Raw genomic sequence first — 16,197 nt, 5'->3', positions numbered from 1 at the left:
GATCGGCCTGGCTTCAGGCGCATTCGCAGGACGCACGGTTGATGATGTCACGGATGATGTGCAGCCGCGCATGGAAAAAGTGATCCGCGCCGGGCACGACCACCACCGGCACTTCCAGCGGCTCGGCCCAGGCCAGCACATTGCCGAGCGGCACGGTTTCGTCTTGCGAGCCGTGGATCACCAGGGTGTCGGCGCCGACTGCGGCGGTGTCGTACTGGCGTGCACCTTCTACATGACCGGCAGCCGTGCCGACCAGGATCAGGCGCTTGGCCGGCGTGCCGGCATCGCTGAGGCGGTGCGCCACGCGCGTCTGCACATAGGCGCCGAAGGAGAAGCCGGCCAGCACGGTGGCCGGCGCATCCGGCCACTGCGCATGCGCCCAGGCCAGCACGGCGAGCAGGTCTTCGGTTTCGCCTTGACCATTGTCGTGGCTGCCCTCGGTCTGGCCGACGCCGCGGAAGTTCGGCCGCAGCGCGCAATAGCCCAGATCACGCAGGGTGCGCGCCAGGGTGTAGGCCACCTTGTTGGTATTGGCGCCGCCAAACAGCGGGTGCGGATGCGCCACCAGGGCGATGCCCTTGACGCTGGCGGGCAGGTCCACCAGCAGCTCGATGCGGCCGGCCGGGCCGTCGATCAGCTGCACGCCATTGCCGACTGCGCTCATAGCTTCAGACGCTCCACCGGACGACCGTTTTGCAGGTGTTCGCTGATGATCTCGTCAATATCGCTCTCATCGACGAAGCGATACCAGACGCCTTCGGGATAGACCACCAGCACCGGGCCTTCGTCGCAGCGGCCCAGGCAGCCGGCCTTGTTGATGCGGATGCTGCCCTTGCCATTGAGCCCGAGGGCGTTGATGCGCTGCTTGGCGTACGCCTGCAGTTCATTGGCGCCGAGGGCGGCGCAGCTCTGGTCCGGCGCCGGGCGTTGGTTGCAGCAAAAGAAGACGTGGTGCTTGAAGTACGAGTCCATGAGGCCAGTCCCGAAATTGATCCCGACCATTATAAGACCACGGCCCTGCGCTGTTCCGGGAGAAGTTTTGGCCCCGGATGTTGCGCAGCGTCATGGTGTCAAAGCCGCGTGGCGTCATCGCTCTTGCCCGACAAGCAGCGGCGATTGCTGCAGTGCATGACGAGTGCGTAAGTTGTGAGTAAGCATCGCCTCCTAGTCTGAAGCTGCAACAACAACCAAAACAGCCGGGCACCTGTGCCCGTGCCAACAAGGAGGAGCTTCAAATGGCGAATGAAGGCATCACCAAAGGGGAGCGGATGGTCATTTTCGCGTCCTCGCTGGGCACCGTGTTCGAGTGGTATGACTTTTATCTTTATGGTTCGCTGGCGGCCATCATCGCCAAGCAATTCTTCTCGGGCGTCAATGAAACCACCGGTTTCATCTTCGCCCTGCTGGCCTTTGCGGCAGGTTTCGCGGTACGGCCTTTCGGCGCCATCTTCTTTGGCCGCCTGGGGGACCTGATCGGTCGCAAATACACCTTCCTGGTCACCATCCTGATCATGGGTTTGTCGACCTTCGTGGTGGGCTTGTTACCCTCGTATGCCGCCATCGGCATTGCGGCGCCGATCATCCTCATCGTGTTGCGCCTGCTGCAAGGCCTGGCACTCGGTGGTGAGTACGGCGGTGCAGCGACCTATGTCGCCGAGCATGCACCGAAGAACCGGCGCGGCTTCTTCACCAGCTGGATCCAGACCACCGCCACGCTGGGCTTGTTCCTGTCGCTGCTGGTGATTCTGGGCGTGCGTCAGACCATGTCGCCGGAAGAGTTCGACAGCTGGGGCTGGCGCATTCCCTTCCTGCTCTCGGTGGTGTTGCTGGGTGTTTCGGTGTGGATCCGCATGCAGCTCTCCGAGTCGCCAGTGTTCCAGCGCATGAAGGCTGAGGGCAAGGCTTCCAAGGCGCCGCTGACCGAATCCTTCGCTCGCTGGGATAACCTCAAGGTGGTGTTGCTGTCACTGTTCGGCGCAACGGCTGGTCAGGCAGTGGTGTGGTACACGGGTCAGTTCTATGCCCTGTTCTTCCTCACCCAGACGCTCAAGATCGACGGGGTCACGGCCAATCTGCTGATTGCTGCAGCACTGGCTGCCGGCACGCCTTTCTTCATCCTCTTCGGTTCGCTGTCTGACCGCATCGGTCGCAAGCCCATCATCATGATTGGCTGCGTGATCGCTGCGCTGACCTACTTCCCGATCTTCAAGGCCATCGCCAATGCCGGCAATCCTGATCTGGCCAAGGCCCAGGTGACTGCGCCGGTGACCGTGATTGCCGATCCGGCAGCCTGCTCCTTCCAGTTCGATCCGATCGGCAAGGCCAAGTTCACCAGCTCTTGCGACATCGCCAAAACGGCGCTGGCCAAGAAGTCGGTCAACTACAGCAACCAGCCGGCTGCTGCCGGTGCTGTGGCGCAGATCAAGGTCGGCGACAAGCTGATCGACAGCTACGAAGGTGCGGGCCTGTCCAAGGAAGACGCCAAGGCCAAGGGTGATGCATTTGCCAAGGCACTCGGCGGCGCGCTGAAGGATGCGGGCTACCCGGACAAGGCGGATCCGGCCAAGATCGACAAGCTCACCGTGTGGGTGTTGCTGACGGTGCTGGTGATCTACGTGACCATGGTTTATGGCCCGATTGCCGCCTGGCTGGTCGAGCTGTTCCCGGCACGTATCCGCTACACCTCGATGTCCCTGCCGTATCACATCGGCAATGGCTGGTTCGGCGGCTTCCTGCCGACCACCGCCTTCGCCATGGTCGCCGCAACCGGCGACGTGTATTACGGCTTGTGGTATCCGGTGGTGGTGGCGATTGCCACGGCGGTGATCGGCACGTTGTTCCTGCCGGAAACCAAGGATCGTGATATTCACGTCGCCTGAGGCCCCGGCGCCCTAGCAGCAACAAAATGGCCCGCTTCGTGCGGGCCATTTTTTCGGATTGTGCAGACACCATGAAATACGCATTGATCGCCGACATCCACAGCAATATTGAAGCGCTGGATGCGGTCCTGGCGCATGCCGCGGCGCAGGGCGCCACGCGCCGGGTATTTCTCGGCGACCTCATCGGCTATGGGCCGGACCCGGTCGCCGTGGTCGAGCGTGTGCGCGCCTGTGTGGCGGCCGGCGACCACGCCGTGCTCGGCAACCATGATGCCGCGCTGCGGGCTGACGAGGCCGAGAGCATGAACAGCGAGGCGCGCGCGGCGATGGTCTGGACCCGCGCCCAGCTCGACGCCGCGCAGACCGAGTTTGTCAGCAGTTTGCCGCTGATGCTGCGCGAGGACGGCATGACCTGGGTCCATGCCAGCGCTGCCGCGCCCGCGCAGTGGCCCTATATCCGCGATGGTTTGCAGGCCCAGGCGAGCATGGCGGCGGCGGCGACACCCTGGGTGTTCAGCGGCCATGTGCATGAACCGGCCTTGTTCTACGCCGGTCGCGACGAGCGCATCACACCTTTCTACCCCAGCGAGGGCATCGCCATTCCGGTGGCCGCCCACCGCCAGTGGCTGGCCGTGGTCGGTGCCTGCGGGCAGCCGCGCGACCAGCTGGTGGGTGCGCGCTACGCCTTGTTTGATCGCGCACAATGCCAGCTGCGTTTTTTCAGGCTTCCTTATGATTTTCACAGCACGGCGCGCAAGATCCGCGCAGCGGGCTTGCCCGAGCGCTTTGCCTTGCACGTCGAGGGGCGGGTTTGATGCAGGCGACAACCCTGGAGGCCGGTAGCGAGCTGGATGGTTTCCGCATCCTGCGCCGTCTGCATGCCGGCGGGATGGCGGTGATCTACGAAGTCGAACGCGAGGATCTGCCCGGTCCGGCGGTGATGAAGGTGCCGCGTCTGGAGCAGGGCGAATCGGGCGCCACCGTGGTCAGCTTCGAAGTCGAGCAGATGATGCTGGCCGCGGCCGGCGGCGGCCCGGTGCCAGCGCTGTATGCACAGGGCGATCTGGCGCGTGAGCCGTATCTGGTGATGGAGCGTATCGAGGGCGAGACCCTGTCGGCGCGCATGGACCAGCTGCCGTGGTCGCTGGACGAGGTCTGCCGGGTGGGCGCGATTGTCGCCGACGCGGTGCAGGCCCTGTATGAACGCGACATCATCCACCTCGATATCAAGCCCTCGAACATCATTCTCAGCCTCGACGGCCGCGCCGTGCTGATCGATCTGGGGCTGGCGCATCACGCCCATCTGCCCGACCTGCTGGCCGAGGAGTTCCGCCGCCCGCTGGGTTCGGCGCCCTATATCTCGCCGGAGCAGATCTTCGGCGTGCGCAACGATGCGCGCAGCGACATCTTCGCCCTTGGCGCCATGCTCTACCAGCTGGCGACCGGGCATCTGCCTTTCGGTGCGCCGAACAGCCTGAGCGGCTTGCAGAAGCGCTTCCGCATGCAGCCGGTGCCGCCGCGTGGCTGGAACCCCGATCTGCATCCGGGCGTGCAGGAGATCATCCTGCGCTGTCTCGAAGTCGATCCGGCGCGGCGCTACGCCAATGCCGCCCAGCTCGCCCAGGCCCTGCGTGATCCGGACAGCGTGCCGCTCAGCGCACGTTCCTATCGTCGCCAGCGTGACAGCGCCTGGCAGCGCTTCAAGCGCTGGTTGTTCGGTGTCGGCTTCGATCCGGCCGCGGTGCCGCCGGCGCCGATTGCCGGCAGCGACCCCATCGTGCTGGTGCTGGTGTCGGCCTGGCAGTCGGACGAAGCCTTGCAACAGGCCTTGCGCCAGCAGGCCGCGCGCACCGCACGGGCGCGGCCGCGCACGCGCATGGCTTTTGTCACCGTGGTCAAACCGGCGCCGGTGATGGGCGTGGCTGACGATGCGCAGAGCGCACCCCGCCGTCATCTGCGCCTGCTGGTGGAGTTGCGGCACTGGGCGGCCAATGTCGATATCGAAGCGGCGCGCAAGACTTGCCACGTCATCGAGGGGGCGGATGTGGGGCGCGCGGTGCTCGAATACATCCGCGCCAATCCGGTCGAGACCGTGCTGCTGGCGGCCGGGCCGAACGAGGCATTCGCTGGCCGCGCGACCGCCGCCGTCGCGCGCATCGCCCTGCAGGCGCCATGCACCGTGCAGGTGGTGCGCGTACCGCCCGGCAGCTGAGGCCGCTGCGTATGGGCTCAGCCAGCCGCACAGAAAAGGAATAAACTGCGCCGCATTGCCGGACGCGGGAACTGCCATGCGAATCCTGATTGCCGAAGATGACGAACTCATTGCCGATGCGCTGATCCGCGCACTCAAACGTGCCGGTTATGCGGTCGACCATGTCGGCAGCGGCAGCGAGGCCGATGCTGCGCTGGCCTCGCAGACCTACGATCTGCTGGTGCTCGATCTGGGCCTGCCGCGCATGTCCGGCCTCGAAGTGCTGCAGCGCCTGCGGGCGCGCAAATCGACCTGTCCGGTGCTGATCCTCACCGCGCGCGATGCGGTACAGGACCGCGTCAGCGGGCTGGATGCCGGCGCCGACGACTACCTCACCAAGCCCTTCGCACTGCCCGAACTCGAAGCGCGCGTGCGTGCCCTGACGCGGCGCGGCACCGGCCAGGCGCGGGTGGTCACGCTGGGGCCGCTCACCTACGATCAGGCCGATCATGCCGTCACCATTGACGGTCATCTGCTCGATCTGTCGGCACGCGAGGTCGGTGTGCTCGAAGTGCTGCTGCTGCGTGTCGGGCGCCTGGTCAGCAAGGAGCATCTGGTCGATCATCTTTGTGGCTGGGGCGAGGAAGTCTCGCTCAATGCCATCGAGGTGTATGTCCATCGCCTGCGCAAGAAGCTTGAGAGCAGCGGGCTGAAGATCGCCACCGTGCGTGGCCTCGGCTACTGTCTGGAAAAGCCCGATGCGTCTGTCACGCCTGCTGCGTAGGCTGCGCGGCAGCGCCGACGAGGCGGGCAGTGCGGGCGCCGGCTCGTTCTCGCTGTTCGGCGAGATTCTCGACTGGATGCTGGCGCCACTGCTGTTCCTGTGGCCGATCTCGATCATCCTCACCTATGACGTGGCTTCGCACATCGCTAACCAGCCTTACGATCAGGCGCTGGCCGACCAGGTGCGCGCCATTTCGCGGCAGATCCGCATCGCCGCCGATGGCCAGGTCAGCATCGATCTCACCAGCTCAGCCAGCCGCCTGCTGCGCTCCGATACCGAAGACACCATCTACTATCAGGTTGTCTCGCCCGATGGCCGTTTGCTGGCGGGCGATACCGAGGTGCCGGCACCGGAGGAGGAGATCGTTCAGCGCACGGGCAAGATCGTCTTTCACGATGCCGACATCCATGGCGAAGACATCCGTGTTGCTTCGCTGATCCTGCGTCGCAATGGCGTCAGCGAAGGGCCTTACACCCTGGTGCAGGTGGCCGAGACGCGCAACAAGCGCAGCACCCTGTCTTCGCGCATCGTCTCCGGGGTGCTGCTGCCGCAGTTTGCGATCATTCCGCTGGCGGTCTTGCTGGTGTGGTTCGGTCTGTCGCGCGGCATCGCGCCGCTGGGTGAGCTGCAAGGCCTGATCCGCGCCCGGCGCCCCGGCGATCTGTCGCCCATCGTGCCGGGCAGCGTGCCGGAGGAGGTGCGGCCGCTGATCATCGCCTTCAACGACATGATGGCGCGCCTCGACACCTTGTTGCACGCGCAGCAGTATTTCATCGCCGATGCGGCGCACCAGATGCGCACGCCCTTGGCTGGCCTGAAGATGCAGATCGAGCTGGCCACCTCCGAGCAGGAGCCCGAGCAGGCACGCGCCGCGATGCACCGCGCCTGGCAGGGCGCCGAGCGGGCGGCCCGCCTGATCAACCAGCTGCTGTCGCTGGCCCGCGCCGATGCCAGTTCCGAGAACGTGCACAGCTTCAGCGATGTCGACATGGTCTGGCTGGTGCGCGAATCGGTGTCCGACTGCGTGCCGCTGGCGCTGAAGAAAGGTCTGGACCTGGGCGTCGATGTGCCCGACGTGCCGGTGCTGCTGGCCGGCAACGCCGTGCTGCTGCGCGAGTTGATCACCAATCTGGTCGATAACGCCATCAAGTATTCGCTCTCCGGCGGCCAGGTGACGGTGGCGGTGCGTGCCGAGCCCGAGCAGAACCGCCTGCGCGTGAGCGTCACCGATAACGGACCGGGCATCGCGCCTGCCGAGCGCGAAAAGGTCTTCCAGCGCTTTTACCGCGTGCTCGGTTCCAGCGCCGAAGGCAGCGGCCTGGGCTTGGCCATCGTGCGCGAGGTGGCCGAGCTGCATGGCGGCACCGTCAGCCTCGAAGACAATCCGCAAGGGCGCGGCCTCTGCGTGCAGGTGCTGTTTCCCGCGCCGGGCACGGCGCAGGCGGCTGTCGATCAGTTCGAGGCGCAATCCTGAGCTCGTGACTTCGCCACCAAAGCCCGCGATAATCAGGCTTTCGACGCCAGCCTTTTGGCCGCTCCTTCATGCAGCACACTCTTGATACCCAGGCCTTGCGCCGCACCCTCGGCCAGTTTGCGACAGGCATTACCGTCGTCACCACGCTCGATGCCGCCGGCCAGCCCTGCGGCCTGACCGTCAATTCCTTCAACGCCGTCTCGCTCGAACCGCCGCTGGTGGTCTGGAGCCTGTCTGCCCAGGCCAGTTTGCGCGAGGCTTTCGAGCACTGCGCGTTCTATGCCGTCAATGTCTTGTCGGCTGAACAGCAGGATGTCTCGCAGCGCTTCGCCAGCAAGCAGGCTGACCGCTTTGCCGGACTCGAATGGGATGCCGGCATTGGCGGCGTGCCGCTGTTGCGTAATTGCTGTGCGCATTTCCAGTTGCGCAACACGCAGCGTCACGAAGGTGGCGATCATCTGATGTTCATCAGCGCAGTCGAGGCCTTCGAACGCTTCGAAAAGGCGCCGTTGATCTACTTTTCCGGCGCCTATCGTCGCCTGGCCGAGGTCTGAGGGCAGGACTGGCGCAGATCGGGGATCCTCCGCGCCACGCCCGTCTGCATTCATGGCATGATGCGGCGGATTGCAGTGACTAGACCCCGAGGGGTGGTATGGCAGATGACGATGATGCATTGCATTTTGCCGATGACGATGTATCGATAAAGCTGGAGCACGCCGCAGCGGATTGCTGGCGCGTCCTGATCGTGGATGATGATCCCGATGTGCATGTTGCGACGGCCTTTGCGCTGCGCGACGTGCGGATTCTGGACCGCCCGCTGTCGCTCCTGAACGCGCACTCTGCCGCCGAGGCACATGCCTTGTTGCTGCGCGAGCACGATATCGCCGTCATCTTGCTGGATGTAGTGATGGAGCAGGATGACGCCGGCTTGAGCCTGGTGCGGGTGATTCGCGACGAGCTCGGGCTGAGCGAGACGCGTATTGTGCTGCGCACCGGTCAGCCTGGTTATGCACCCGAGATCCAGGCGATCCGCGATTACGACATCAACGACTACAAGACCAAGTCGGAACTCACGCGGACCAAGCTGTTCACCGCGCTGACCGCGGCGATTCGTTCCTTCGACCAGATCCGCGCCATCAACCGCAACCGGCGCGCACTCGATTCGCTGATCACCGCCCTCAATGAAATGACACCGCTGGGTGGCGTCGATGTCTATGCCGCCAGCGCCATGCGCCAGCTCGCGCTGATTCTCGACATCTCGCCTGAGAGCTTGCTGTGCTTCAAGGATTGGGCGCCCGATGCGCAGGCGCCCCTGGCCGGCACCGTGGTCGCCGCCAGCGGTTGCTATGCCGCTGAACAGGGGCGCAGCCTTGAAGCGCTGGGCGATGAATCGCTGCGTAGCCTGATCAGCACCTGCCTGCTCAGCGCAGCCGATCTGCATGATGGCCCGCGTACCGCCTGCTTCTATGCCGGCCCGCGTTGCCGCCTGGTGCTGGTACTGCCGGCCGAAGGCGTGGCGACGCCCGACCGGCGGCGCCTGCTCGATGTGTTCTGCGGTAGCTTCGTCGTGGGTCTGGACAATGCGCGCATGTTTGCCCACCTGCACCAGCAGGCTTATTCCGACCCGCTGACCACGCTGCCCAACCGCGTTGGCCTGATCGAACAGCTGGACCAGCGCCTGGCCTCGGCCGATTGCGTGCGCTACACCCTGGCGCTGATCGACATTGACCACTTTGCCGAAGCCAATGACGCACTGGGCCATGCCTTTGGCGACCAGCTGTTGCGCGCCGTGGCGCAGCGTCTGGGCAATGCACTGGGGAGTGCGTGCTGCCTGGCACGGATTTCCGGCGATACCTTCGCCGCGCTGGGGGTGGTCGAAGACCTGATGCCCAACAGCTTGCTGAGCCTGTTTGCCGAACCCTTCGTGATCGAGGGGCAGGAGATGATGCTCACCGCCACGGTCGGCATCGCCCTGCTCTCCGACATCGATGGCACCGGTACCGATGTCGTCAAGGGCGCCAACATCGCCCTGCGCCGTGCCAAGACCGGCAATCGTGGCGAGTACAGTTTCTTTACCCGCGACATGGCCGACGACATCCGCGAGCGGGTGCGTCTGCTGCAGGCGCTGCGTCATGCCATCGAGCGCCAGCGCTTGTTCCTGGTCTACCAGCCGCAGCTGTCGCTGGATACCGGCCATGTCTGCGGTGTGGAGGCCTTGCTGCGCTGGCGTGGCGACGATGGGCAACTGATTCCGCCCGACCGCTTCATCCCGATTGCCGAGCACTCGGGCTTGATCGTCAGCATTGGCGAGTGGGTGATGCGCACCGCGTGTCGCCAGCAGGTCGAGCTGGCGCAGCAAGGTTTCCCGCAGATCCGCATGGCGATCAATGTGTCGGTGATCCAGCTGCGACATCCGCAATTCCTGCGTTCGCTGTCCGAAGCCTTGAGCGAGAGCGGCGCTGACCCGCGTTGCATCGAGCTGGAGATCACCGAATCGGTGGCCATGCTCGAAGCCGACTTCATCAGCCGCATGCTCGACCAGATCAAGGCGCTGGGCATCTCGATCGCGCTCGATGATTTCGGCACCGGTTTCTCGTCGCTGTCGTATCTGCGCCGCCTCAATATCGACCGTCTGAAGATCGACCGCAGCTTCATCAGTAGCATCACCTCGGGCGGCCGCGCACAGCGCATTCCCGAGCTGGTCATGCAGCTGGGGCAGACCCTGGGGCTGGCGGTGATTGCCGAGGGGGTCGAGGTGGCCGAGCAGGCCGCCGCGCTGTCGCTGATCGGCTGCAACGAAGCACAGGGCTATCTCTACGCCCGCCCGATGGAGTCGCGCATGCTGCTCGACTGGCTCAGGGCGCGGACATGAGCTTGCAGTGGGGCACTGCTTGAACTCGGGCGGGGCCTTCTCGGGGCTCACCGTACGGCGCGCCATTGTCGCCGCCGTGCTGCTCGGCGTGATGCTGCCGGCCATGCTGGTCGGCGCCCATCAGGCGCGGGCGCTGTACAAGGGCTTGCAGGCCAATGTTGCCCACGTCATGCAGCGTGAGGCGAGTATCGTCGCGCTGGGTGTGCGCGAGAGTCTGTGGGCGCTGGACGTTGAAAGCGTGCGTACCCTGGTTGAGGCGGTCGCTGACGATTCGGCCATCGTCAGCGTCGAGGTGCTCGATCTGCAGCGCGGCGTGTTCGCCAGTGCCGAACGTCCGCAGCGTCGTGGCGAGGCGGCCGAGCACGTTACCGAAGCGCCGGTCACGCATCATGGGGATGTCATCGGTCGGGTGCGCCTTACCATCACCGAGGCGCCCTTGCTCAAGGAATTGCGCGGCCAGCTGTTGACCCTGGGCGGTGTGCTGCTGGTGCAGATCGTCGCCAGTGTGCTGCTGATCCTGTGGGTGCTGCACCAGCGCATCTCCTACCCCTTGCAGCGCCTGGCCCATGAAGCCGGGCGCCTGGCGCAGGGCGAGCTTGATGAGCGCATCGATCCGCTGCGCTACGACGAGATCGGCGAGGTGCAGATCCAGCTCGAAGTCACGCGGCGCGCCTTGCGCAGCCTGATTGCTTCGCTGGAGCAAAAGAACCTCGTGCTGGAGGAAGACTTGCGCCAGCGCCAGCGCGTTGAAGCCGCGCTGCGCGACAGCGAACACAAGTTCTCCTCTTTGTTCCACGACTCGCCGATTCCGCTGGCCCTGCTGCGTCTGGCCGATGCCAGCTATCTGGACGTCAACCGTGCGCTGGCCAACGAGCTGGGTGTGCCGCCCGAGGAGATGATTGGCCACACCTCGGCTGAGTTGGGCTTCTTCCTCAATGCGGCTGACCGCGAGACCCTGTATGGCCTCCTTGAGCGCCAGGGCTATGTCGAGGACTTCGAGGCACGCCTGCAACGTCGTGACGGTCGCCTGCTCGACTGCCAGATCCACATGCGCATCGTGCAGATGAGCGAGCCCTGCATCCTCTCGGCCACCGTCGACATCTCGGCGCTGCGCACCGCGCAACGCAAGGTCGAAGAACTCAATATGTCGCTGGAGCAGCGCGTGCTCGAACGCACCCGCGCCTTGGCCAATACCAATCACGAGCTGGAGGCGACCCTGGCGCGCCTGCAGCGCACCCATAGCGAGCTGGTGCAGTCGGAAAAGCTCGCCGCCCTCGGTTCGCTGGTGGCCGGCGTGGCCCACGAGCTCAATACGCCGATCGGCAACAGCCTGATGGTGGCCAGCACCTTGCGCGATGTCGGACGCGAATTCCGCTCGCAAATGGGGGCAGGGCTCAAGCGCTCGGCGCTCGACCACTTCGTGCAGGAGACCGAGCTGGCCGCCGATCTGCTGACGCGGAACCTGATCGTTGCCGGCGAGCTGATCACCAGCTTCAAGCAGGTGGCGGTGGATCAGACCAGTTCGCAGCGCCGCCGCTTCTATCTGCAGGAAGTGGTGCGGGAGATCGTGCGGACGGTGCAGCCGGCGTTCCGCAAGACGCCGTTCCAGATCGAGGAAGACATCCCGCCGGATATCGAGCTGGACAGCTACCCCGGCCCCTTCGGCCAGGTGGTCACCAATCTGCTCAACAATACCTTGCTGCATGCCTTCGACGGTCGCGACCACGGCAAGGTGGTGCTGTCGGCGGTGCGCACGGCCGACAGCGTGCGTTTCTATTGCACCGATGATGGCGTCGGTATTCCGCTGGCCAATCTGGGCAAGATCTTCGATCCCTATTTCACGACCAAGCTGGGTCAGCAGGGCAGTGGCCTGGGTTTGAACATCGTGCACAACATCGTCACCGGGGTGCTCGGCGGCGAAATCAGCGTCGATAGCGAACCCGAGACCGGCACCTGTTTCAGCTTGCGCCTGCCGCTCAAGGCGCCGCGCCACACTGAACCTGTGGCGGCTGCAGATGCTGCCGCTGAGGCGGCGGAATGAGTCGGGCCTGCGGCGCGTTCAAAGCGCGCTGAAGCTGTGGCCTGGTTGGGTCAGCCAGCGCTGCAGCAGGCGGTAGAGGGCGGCATCAAAGCGGCGCGGTGGCGCGCTAGCCGCCAGGGTCTGCGCCTCGGCCAGCGAGCTGCTGCTACCCAGATGACACCACTGATCGAAGACATGGAAGGCGCTGCGCTGCTGCGCCTCGTCGTGTTCGGCAATCAGCAGGGCGCCCGTGCCGGGCCAGTCGCGCAGGCGCATCGAGGCGAGGGCGGCGAGCATGCGCGCATCGTGCTGGGCAGCGCTTTCGTGACCGCCACACACGCCCGCACATTTGCCGAGCGCGTGGGCGTGACAGGCGCCCAAGCCGAATTCCAGGCCGACGCGGCGCGGGCACAGACGGTGTTTGTTGCACAGATCGCGCAGCAGCTTGCGCGCCTCCTGCTCGCCGCGCAGGCAGCCGAAGCAGTCGCTGCCCCAGCTGGCCGGATCGCTGCCGCTCAGATTGCGCAGCTGCAATTGCGTGGCGCCCGGGGTGTCGTCGGCTTGCCACTGCCAGCCCCAGGCCCACTCTGGCGGCGCCTTGTTGCCCGCTTCGCTGCGTTGCAGGCGCAACTCCAGCAGCTGGGCCTCAAAATCGCCGGCGGCCGGGAAGCTATCGACCGAATGGGTGGTGCGCGTATAGCTTTTCAGGCGCGAATCGCTCTGCCGCGAGAACAGGCCCAGCACTTCGCTGCGCAGATTGCGGCTGCGGCCGATGTGCAGGGCGTGACCGTGGCTGTTGCGCAGCACGTAGACGCCGGCGCACTCGGGCAGGGCTTCCAGATCGCCGATCGGCATGCGCGGCTGCGGCGTGGTCGATAGCGCACGCTGCCAGGCCTGGGCGATGCGCTCCGGGCTTTGCTCCTGCTGGCAGTCCTGCATGAATTGCCAGACGATCTGCGCATCGTCGAGCGCACGATGTCGCGCGTCGATGCGGTAGCCGCGGCGCTCGATGATGGCGTCCAGGCCGTGACGCGTGAATTGCGGGAACAGCGCGCGTGAAAACTTCACCGAGCACAGCGTCGGCGCGTGAAAGCTCTGCCCCTCGCGTTCGAAGGCGGCACGCATGAAGTTGTAGTCAAAGCGCACATTGTGGGCGACGAAGATGGCGCCCTCGAGTTGCCGGCGGATGGCCGGCATCAGCGCGGCAAAGTCCGGCGCGTCGGCGACCATGGCGTCGGTGATGCCGATCAGTTGCTCGATGCGCGGCGGAATCGGCATGCCCGGATTGACGAGGCTGCTCCAGCGTTCAAGCAGCACATCGCCTTCGGTGAGGAGGATGGCGATCTCGGTGATGCGGTCGCGCGTCGGATCGGCCCCGGTGGTTTCGAGGTCGATGATGGCAAGACGGGGATACGGCATGGCGGCGCGCGATCTGCCCGCCTGGTGGCGGCGGGCCTTCGCTTCAGACTTCGTTCTGGTAGTAGTAAGCCTTGTTCTTGACGCTGGAGGCGGTGTTGGCCGCCGTTTCCTTGAGGTCTTGCGGCTTGTCCCACCACAGCGCACGGCCCTGGCGCTGCACTTCGAGTTCTTCAGGGTGCGCCTTCAGCCATTCGCGCATGAATTTGGTGTGTTCGGATTCGTAGATAGCCATGTTTGCTCGGGTATGCGGTGGTTCGGGGAAATTCAGTTTTTACGTTCGGCCGGTACCGGCTTGTCGCTGCGCACGCGGCTGACGCGGATCGCCTCCGGTGTGCGGCGCACGGCGCGCATGACGCGCGCCAGATGCAGGCGATTATGCACCTGCAGGACGAAATTGATGACGCTGTGCGGGCCTTGATCGCCCTGGTCCTTCTCCATGCTCACCGACTGGATGTTCGATTCCTGGTCGGCGATGGCGGCGGCAACCCGCGCCAGCACGCCGCGGCGGTGCTCGACGAGGACGCGGATGGTGACATCGAACATGCGCTCGGTGCCGGCTTCCCACTCGACATCGATCCAGCGGTCGCGGTCGGCCGAGTGGTTGCGGGTGAGCACCGGACAGTCATTGACGTGCACTTCGAGGCCCTGGCCCTTGCGGATCATGCCGACGATGGGGTCGCCCGGAATCGGCCGGCAGCAACGCGCCATCTGCACCGCCATGCCTTCGCCACCGTGGATCTGGATCGCCCCGTTGTTGCGCGGCTTGTTCTCGCCATCGGCCTGCTCGGCGCTGCGGCCGGCCTGCAGCTCCTGCAGGCGGCGCGCAACGACGGCGGCAAGGCGCTTGCCCAGGCCGATGTCGGTGAGGATGTCGTTGCGCGTCTTGACGCCGTTCTCGCGCAGCAGCTTGTCCCAGGCCAGGGTACCGATGTCGGAGAGCACCAGGCCTTGCGGGCGCAGCGCCTGGATCAGCAGGCGTTCGCCCAGGCTGGAGGCTTCTTCCTGCTGCGCATTCTTGAGGAAGTGGCGGATCTCGGCGCGTGCCTTCCCGGTGCGTACATACGAGAGCCAGGCCGGATTCGGGCTGGCATGCGAGGCGGTGACGATCTCGACCTGATCGCCGTTCTTCAGCTCGGTGCGCAGCGGGCGCAGCTCGCCGTTGATGCGGCAGGCCACGCAGCAGTTGCCGATGTCGGTGTGCACCGCATAGGCGAAATCGACGGCCGTGGCGCCGCGCGGCAGGTTGTAGATCTTGCCCTTGGGCGAGAAGATGAAGACATCGCCGGGGAACAGGTCGATCTTGACGTGTTCGAGGAATTCGCTCGAATCGCCCGAGGCGGTCTGCAGTTCAAGCAGGGATTGCAGCCAGTTATGGGTCTTGCGCTGCAGATCGGACAGCGAGGCCGATTCATCCTTGTACAGCCAGTGCGAGGCCACGCCGCTCTCGGCCACCGCGTGCATGGCGGTGGTGCGGATCTGCACTTCCACCGGCATGCCCATCGGCCCAATGATGGTGGTGTGGATCGACTGGTAGCCGTTGGCCTTGGGAATCGCCACGTAGTCCTTGAACTTGCCCGGCACCGGCTTGTAGAGCTCGTGCAAGGCGCCGAGCGCGAGGTAGCAGCTGGGCAGATCCTTGACCAGGATGCGGAAGCCGTAGATGTCGAGCACCTGCGAGAAGGACAGGCGCTTGTCGGCCATCTTGCGGTAGATGCCGTAGAGGTGTTTCTCGCGGCCATAGACCTCGGCGTCGACATGCCAGGCCGGCAGGCGCTCCTGCACGCTGCTCATCAGCCTTGCTACCACTTCACGACGGTCGCCGCGCGATTGCTTGAGTGCCTTGGCCAGCACGCGGAAGCGCATCGGATAGGTGTGCTTGAAGGAGAGCTCCTGCAACTCGCGGTAGAGCGTGTTGAGGCCCAGGCGATTGGCTATCGGGGCGTAGATTTCCAGGGTTTCGCGCGCGATGCGGCGGCGCTTGTCGGGCCGCACGGCGTCCAGCGTGCGCATATTGTGCAGACGGTCAGCCAGCTTGATCAGGATGACGCGCACGTCACGCGCCATGGCCAGGAACATCTTGCGGTAGTTTTCCGCCTGCGCTTCGGCGTAGGAGCGGAATTCGATGCGGTCGAGCTTGGAGACGCCATCGACGAGGTCGGCAGCGATCTTGCCGAAGGCCGTCGAGATGTCATCCTTTGTGATGTCGCAGTCTTCCATCACGTCGTGCAGCAGGCCAGCAATCAGGGCGTGCGCATCGAGGTGCCACTGCGAGAGGATCTCGGCAACCGCCAGCGGGTGCGAGATGTAGGGATCGCCACTGATGCGGTATTGCCCGTCGTGGGCGCGCATCGACATCTGGAAGGCCGCTTCGAGCCGTTCCACATCTTCGGCTTTGAGATAGCGGGCAGCCTGCAGGCGCAGGCGTGCGAATTCGATCACCTCGGCGCTGGCCACCTGGGCGCCAGCGGGGGCGGTGTCGTCCTCAGCGCCGCCCGCTGCCTTGCTGACCAGCGGGGTCGGCAGGGCATCGGCGGGGCTGGGCGAGGCTTGCGAAGCGG

13 protein-coding genes are annotated in these 16,197 nt (G+C 65.1%); 8 read left to right on the top strand and 5 right to left on the bottom strand.

The features are described 5' to 3' along the window. Positions 1-13 precede the first annotated feature (13 nt). Entirely contained in the window at positions 14-664 is a 651-nt protein-coding gene (locus ABDB84_RS02960; protein ID WP_345918188.1) for an alpha/beta hydrolase, read from the bottom strand. Then, complete coding sequence (locus ABDB84_RS02955) at positions 661-972, bottom strand: (2Fe-2S) ferredoxin domain-containing protein (RefSeq protein WP_345918187.1); 312 nt, start codon at positions 970-972, stop codon at positions 661-663. The genes ABDB84_RS02960 and ABDB84_RS02955 overlap by 4 nt, the downstream gene beginning before the upstream one ends. Positions 973-1,235: 263 nt before the next feature. Between ABDB84_RS02955 and ABDB84_RS02950 the strand changes: the two genes are divergently transcribed. The 8 genes from ABDB84_RS02950 (at position 1,236) to ABDB84_RS02915 (ending at position 12,241) form a co-directional block, all read left to right on the top strand. Beyond that, a complete protein-coding gene (locus ABDB84_RS02950; RefSeq protein ID WP_345918186.1) occupies positions 1,236-2,879 on the top strand; it encodes an MFS transporter in 1,644 nt (547 codons plus the stop codon). 71 nt (positions 2,880-2,950) lie between these two features. Next, positions 2,951-3,694 carry a metallophosphoesterase family protein gene (locus ABDB84_RS02945; protein ID WP_345918185.1) on the top strand — a complete coding sequence of 248 codons (744 nt, stop codon included), beginning with the start codon at positions 2,951-2,953 and terminating at the stop codon, positions 3,692-3,694. Further along, a complete protein-coding gene (locus tag ABDB84_RS02940; protein WP_345918184.1) occupies positions 3,694-5,091 on the top strand; it encodes a serine/threonine-protein kinase in 1,398 nt (465 codons plus the stop codon). Before ABDB84_RS02945 ends, ABDB84_RS02940 begins: the two co-directional genes overlap by 1 nt. Before the next feature lie 76 nt (positions 5,092-5,167). After that, complete coding sequence (locus ABDB84_RS02935; protein ID WP_345918183.1) at positions 5,168-5,854, top strand: response regulator; 687 nt, start codon at positions 5,168-5,170, stop codon at positions 5,852-5,854. After that, a complete protein-coding gene (locus tag ABDB84_RS02930; protein ID WP_345918182.1) occupies positions 5,829-7,328 on the top strand; it encodes a sensor histidine kinase in 1,500 nt (499 codons plus the stop codon). Before ABDB84_RS02935 ends, ABDB84_RS02930 begins: the two co-directional genes overlap by 26 nt. Before the next feature lie 68 nt (positions 7,329-7,396). Then, positions 7,397-7,882, top strand: a complete 486-nt coding sequence (locus ABDB84_RS02925) for a flavin reductase family protein (protein ID WP_345918181.1) — start codon at positions 7,397-7,399, stop codon at positions 7,880-7,882. 98 nt (positions 7,883-7,980) lie between these two features. Further along, positions 7,981-10,200: a GGDEF/EAL domain-containing response regulator gene (locus tag ABDB84_RS02920; RefSeq protein WP_345918180.1), complete on the top strand. Its 2,220-nt coding sequence runs from the start codon at positions 7,981-7,983 to the stop codon at positions 10,198-10,200. Between the two features lie 7 nt (positions 10,201-10,207). Then, positions 10,208-12,241 (top strand): sensor histidine kinase, encoded by a 2,034-nt coding sequence (locus tag ABDB84_RS02915; RefSeq protein WP_345918179.1) that lies wholly within the window; start codon positions 10,208-10,210, stop codon positions 12,239-12,241. 18 nt (positions 12,242-12,259) lie between these two features. On the opposite strand, the gene ABDB84_RS02910 is transcribed toward ABDB84_RS02915, so the two are convergent. Genes ABDB84_RS02910 through ABDB84_RS02900 form a run of 3 tightly spaced genes read right to left on the bottom strand, consistent with a single transcriptional unit; the run spans position 12,260 to position 16,093 of the window. Further along, entirely contained in the window at positions 12,260-13,639 is a 1,380-nt protein-coding gene (locus ABDB84_RS02910) for an exonuclease domain-containing protein (RefSeq protein WP_345918178.1), read from the bottom strand. Positions 13,640-13,682: 43 nt separating this feature from the next. Next, positions 13,683-13,871 (bottom strand): DUF3460 family protein, encoded by a 189-nt coding sequence (locus ABDB84_RS02905; protein ID WP_345918177.1) that lies wholly within the window; start codon positions 13,869-13,871, stop codon positions 13,683-13,685. 32 nt (positions 13,872-13,903) lie between these two features. Further along, positions 13,904-16,093 (bottom strand): RelA/SpoT family protein, encoded by a 2,190-nt coding sequence (locus tag ABDB84_RS02900; protein WP_345918356.1) that lies wholly within the window; start codon positions 16,091-16,093, stop codon positions 13,904-13,906. Between the last annotated feature and the right edge of the window lie 104 nt (positions 16,094-16,197).

Origin of the sequence: Uliginosibacterium sediminicola (genome assembly GCF_039631295.1) — a bacterium.
In the GTDB taxonomy this organism is placed as follows: Bacteria; Pseudomonadota; Gammaproteobacteria; order Burkholderiales; family Rhodocyclaceae; genus Viridibacterium; species Viridibacterium sediminicola.
This window is presented reverse-complemented; position numbering and strand designations above follow the sequence as displayed.

What these genes read in the sequence shown, in the direction of transcription:
- ABDB84_RS02960 (WP_345918188.1), bottom strand. Translation starts at nt 664, where the DNA reads ATGAGCGCAGTCGGCAATGGCGTGCAGCTGATCGACGGCCCGGCCGGC.
- ABDB84_RS02955 (WP_345918187.1), bottom strand. Translation starts at nt 972, where the DNA reads ATGGACTCGTACTTCAAGCACCACGTCTTCTTTTGCTGCAACCAACGC.
- ABDB84_RS02950 (WP_345918186.1), top strand. Translation starts at nt 1,236, where the DNA reads ATGGCGAATGAAGGCATCACCAAAGGGGAGCGGATGGTCATTTTCGCG.
- ABDB84_RS02945 (WP_345918185.1), top strand. Translation starts at nt 2,951, where the DNA reads ATGAAATACGCATTGATCGCCGACATCCACAGCAATATTGAAGCGCTG.
- ABDB84_RS02940 (WP_345918184.1), top strand. Translation starts at nt 3,694, where the DNA reads ATGCAGGCGACAACCCTGGAGGCCGGTAGCGAGCTGGATGGTTTCCGC.
- ABDB84_RS02935 (WP_345918183.1), top strand. Translation starts at nt 5,168, where the DNA reads ATGCGAATCCTGATTGCCGAAGATGACGAACTCATTGCCGATGCGCTG.
- ABDB84_RS02930 (WP_345918182.1), top strand. Translation starts at nt 5,829, where the DNA reads ATGCGTCTGTCACGCCTGCTGCGTAGGCTGCGCGGCAGCGCCGACGAG.
- ABDB84_RS02925 (WP_345918181.1), top strand. Translation starts at nt 7,397, where the DNA reads ATGCAGCACACTCTTGATACCCAGGCCTTGCGCCGCACCCTCGGCCAG.
- ABDB84_RS02920 (WP_345918180.1), top strand. Translation starts at nt 7,981, where the DNA reads ATGGCAGATGACGATGATGCATTGCATTTTGCCGATGACGATGTATCG.
- ABDB84_RS02910 (WP_345918178.1), bottom strand. Translation starts at nt 13,639, where the DNA reads ATGCCGTATCCCCGTCTTGCCATCATCGACCTCGAAACCACCGGGGCC.
- ABDB84_RS02905 (WP_345918177.1), bottom strand. Translation starts at nt 13,871, where the DNA reads ATGGCTATCTACGAATCCGAACACACCAAATTCATGCGCGAATGGCTG.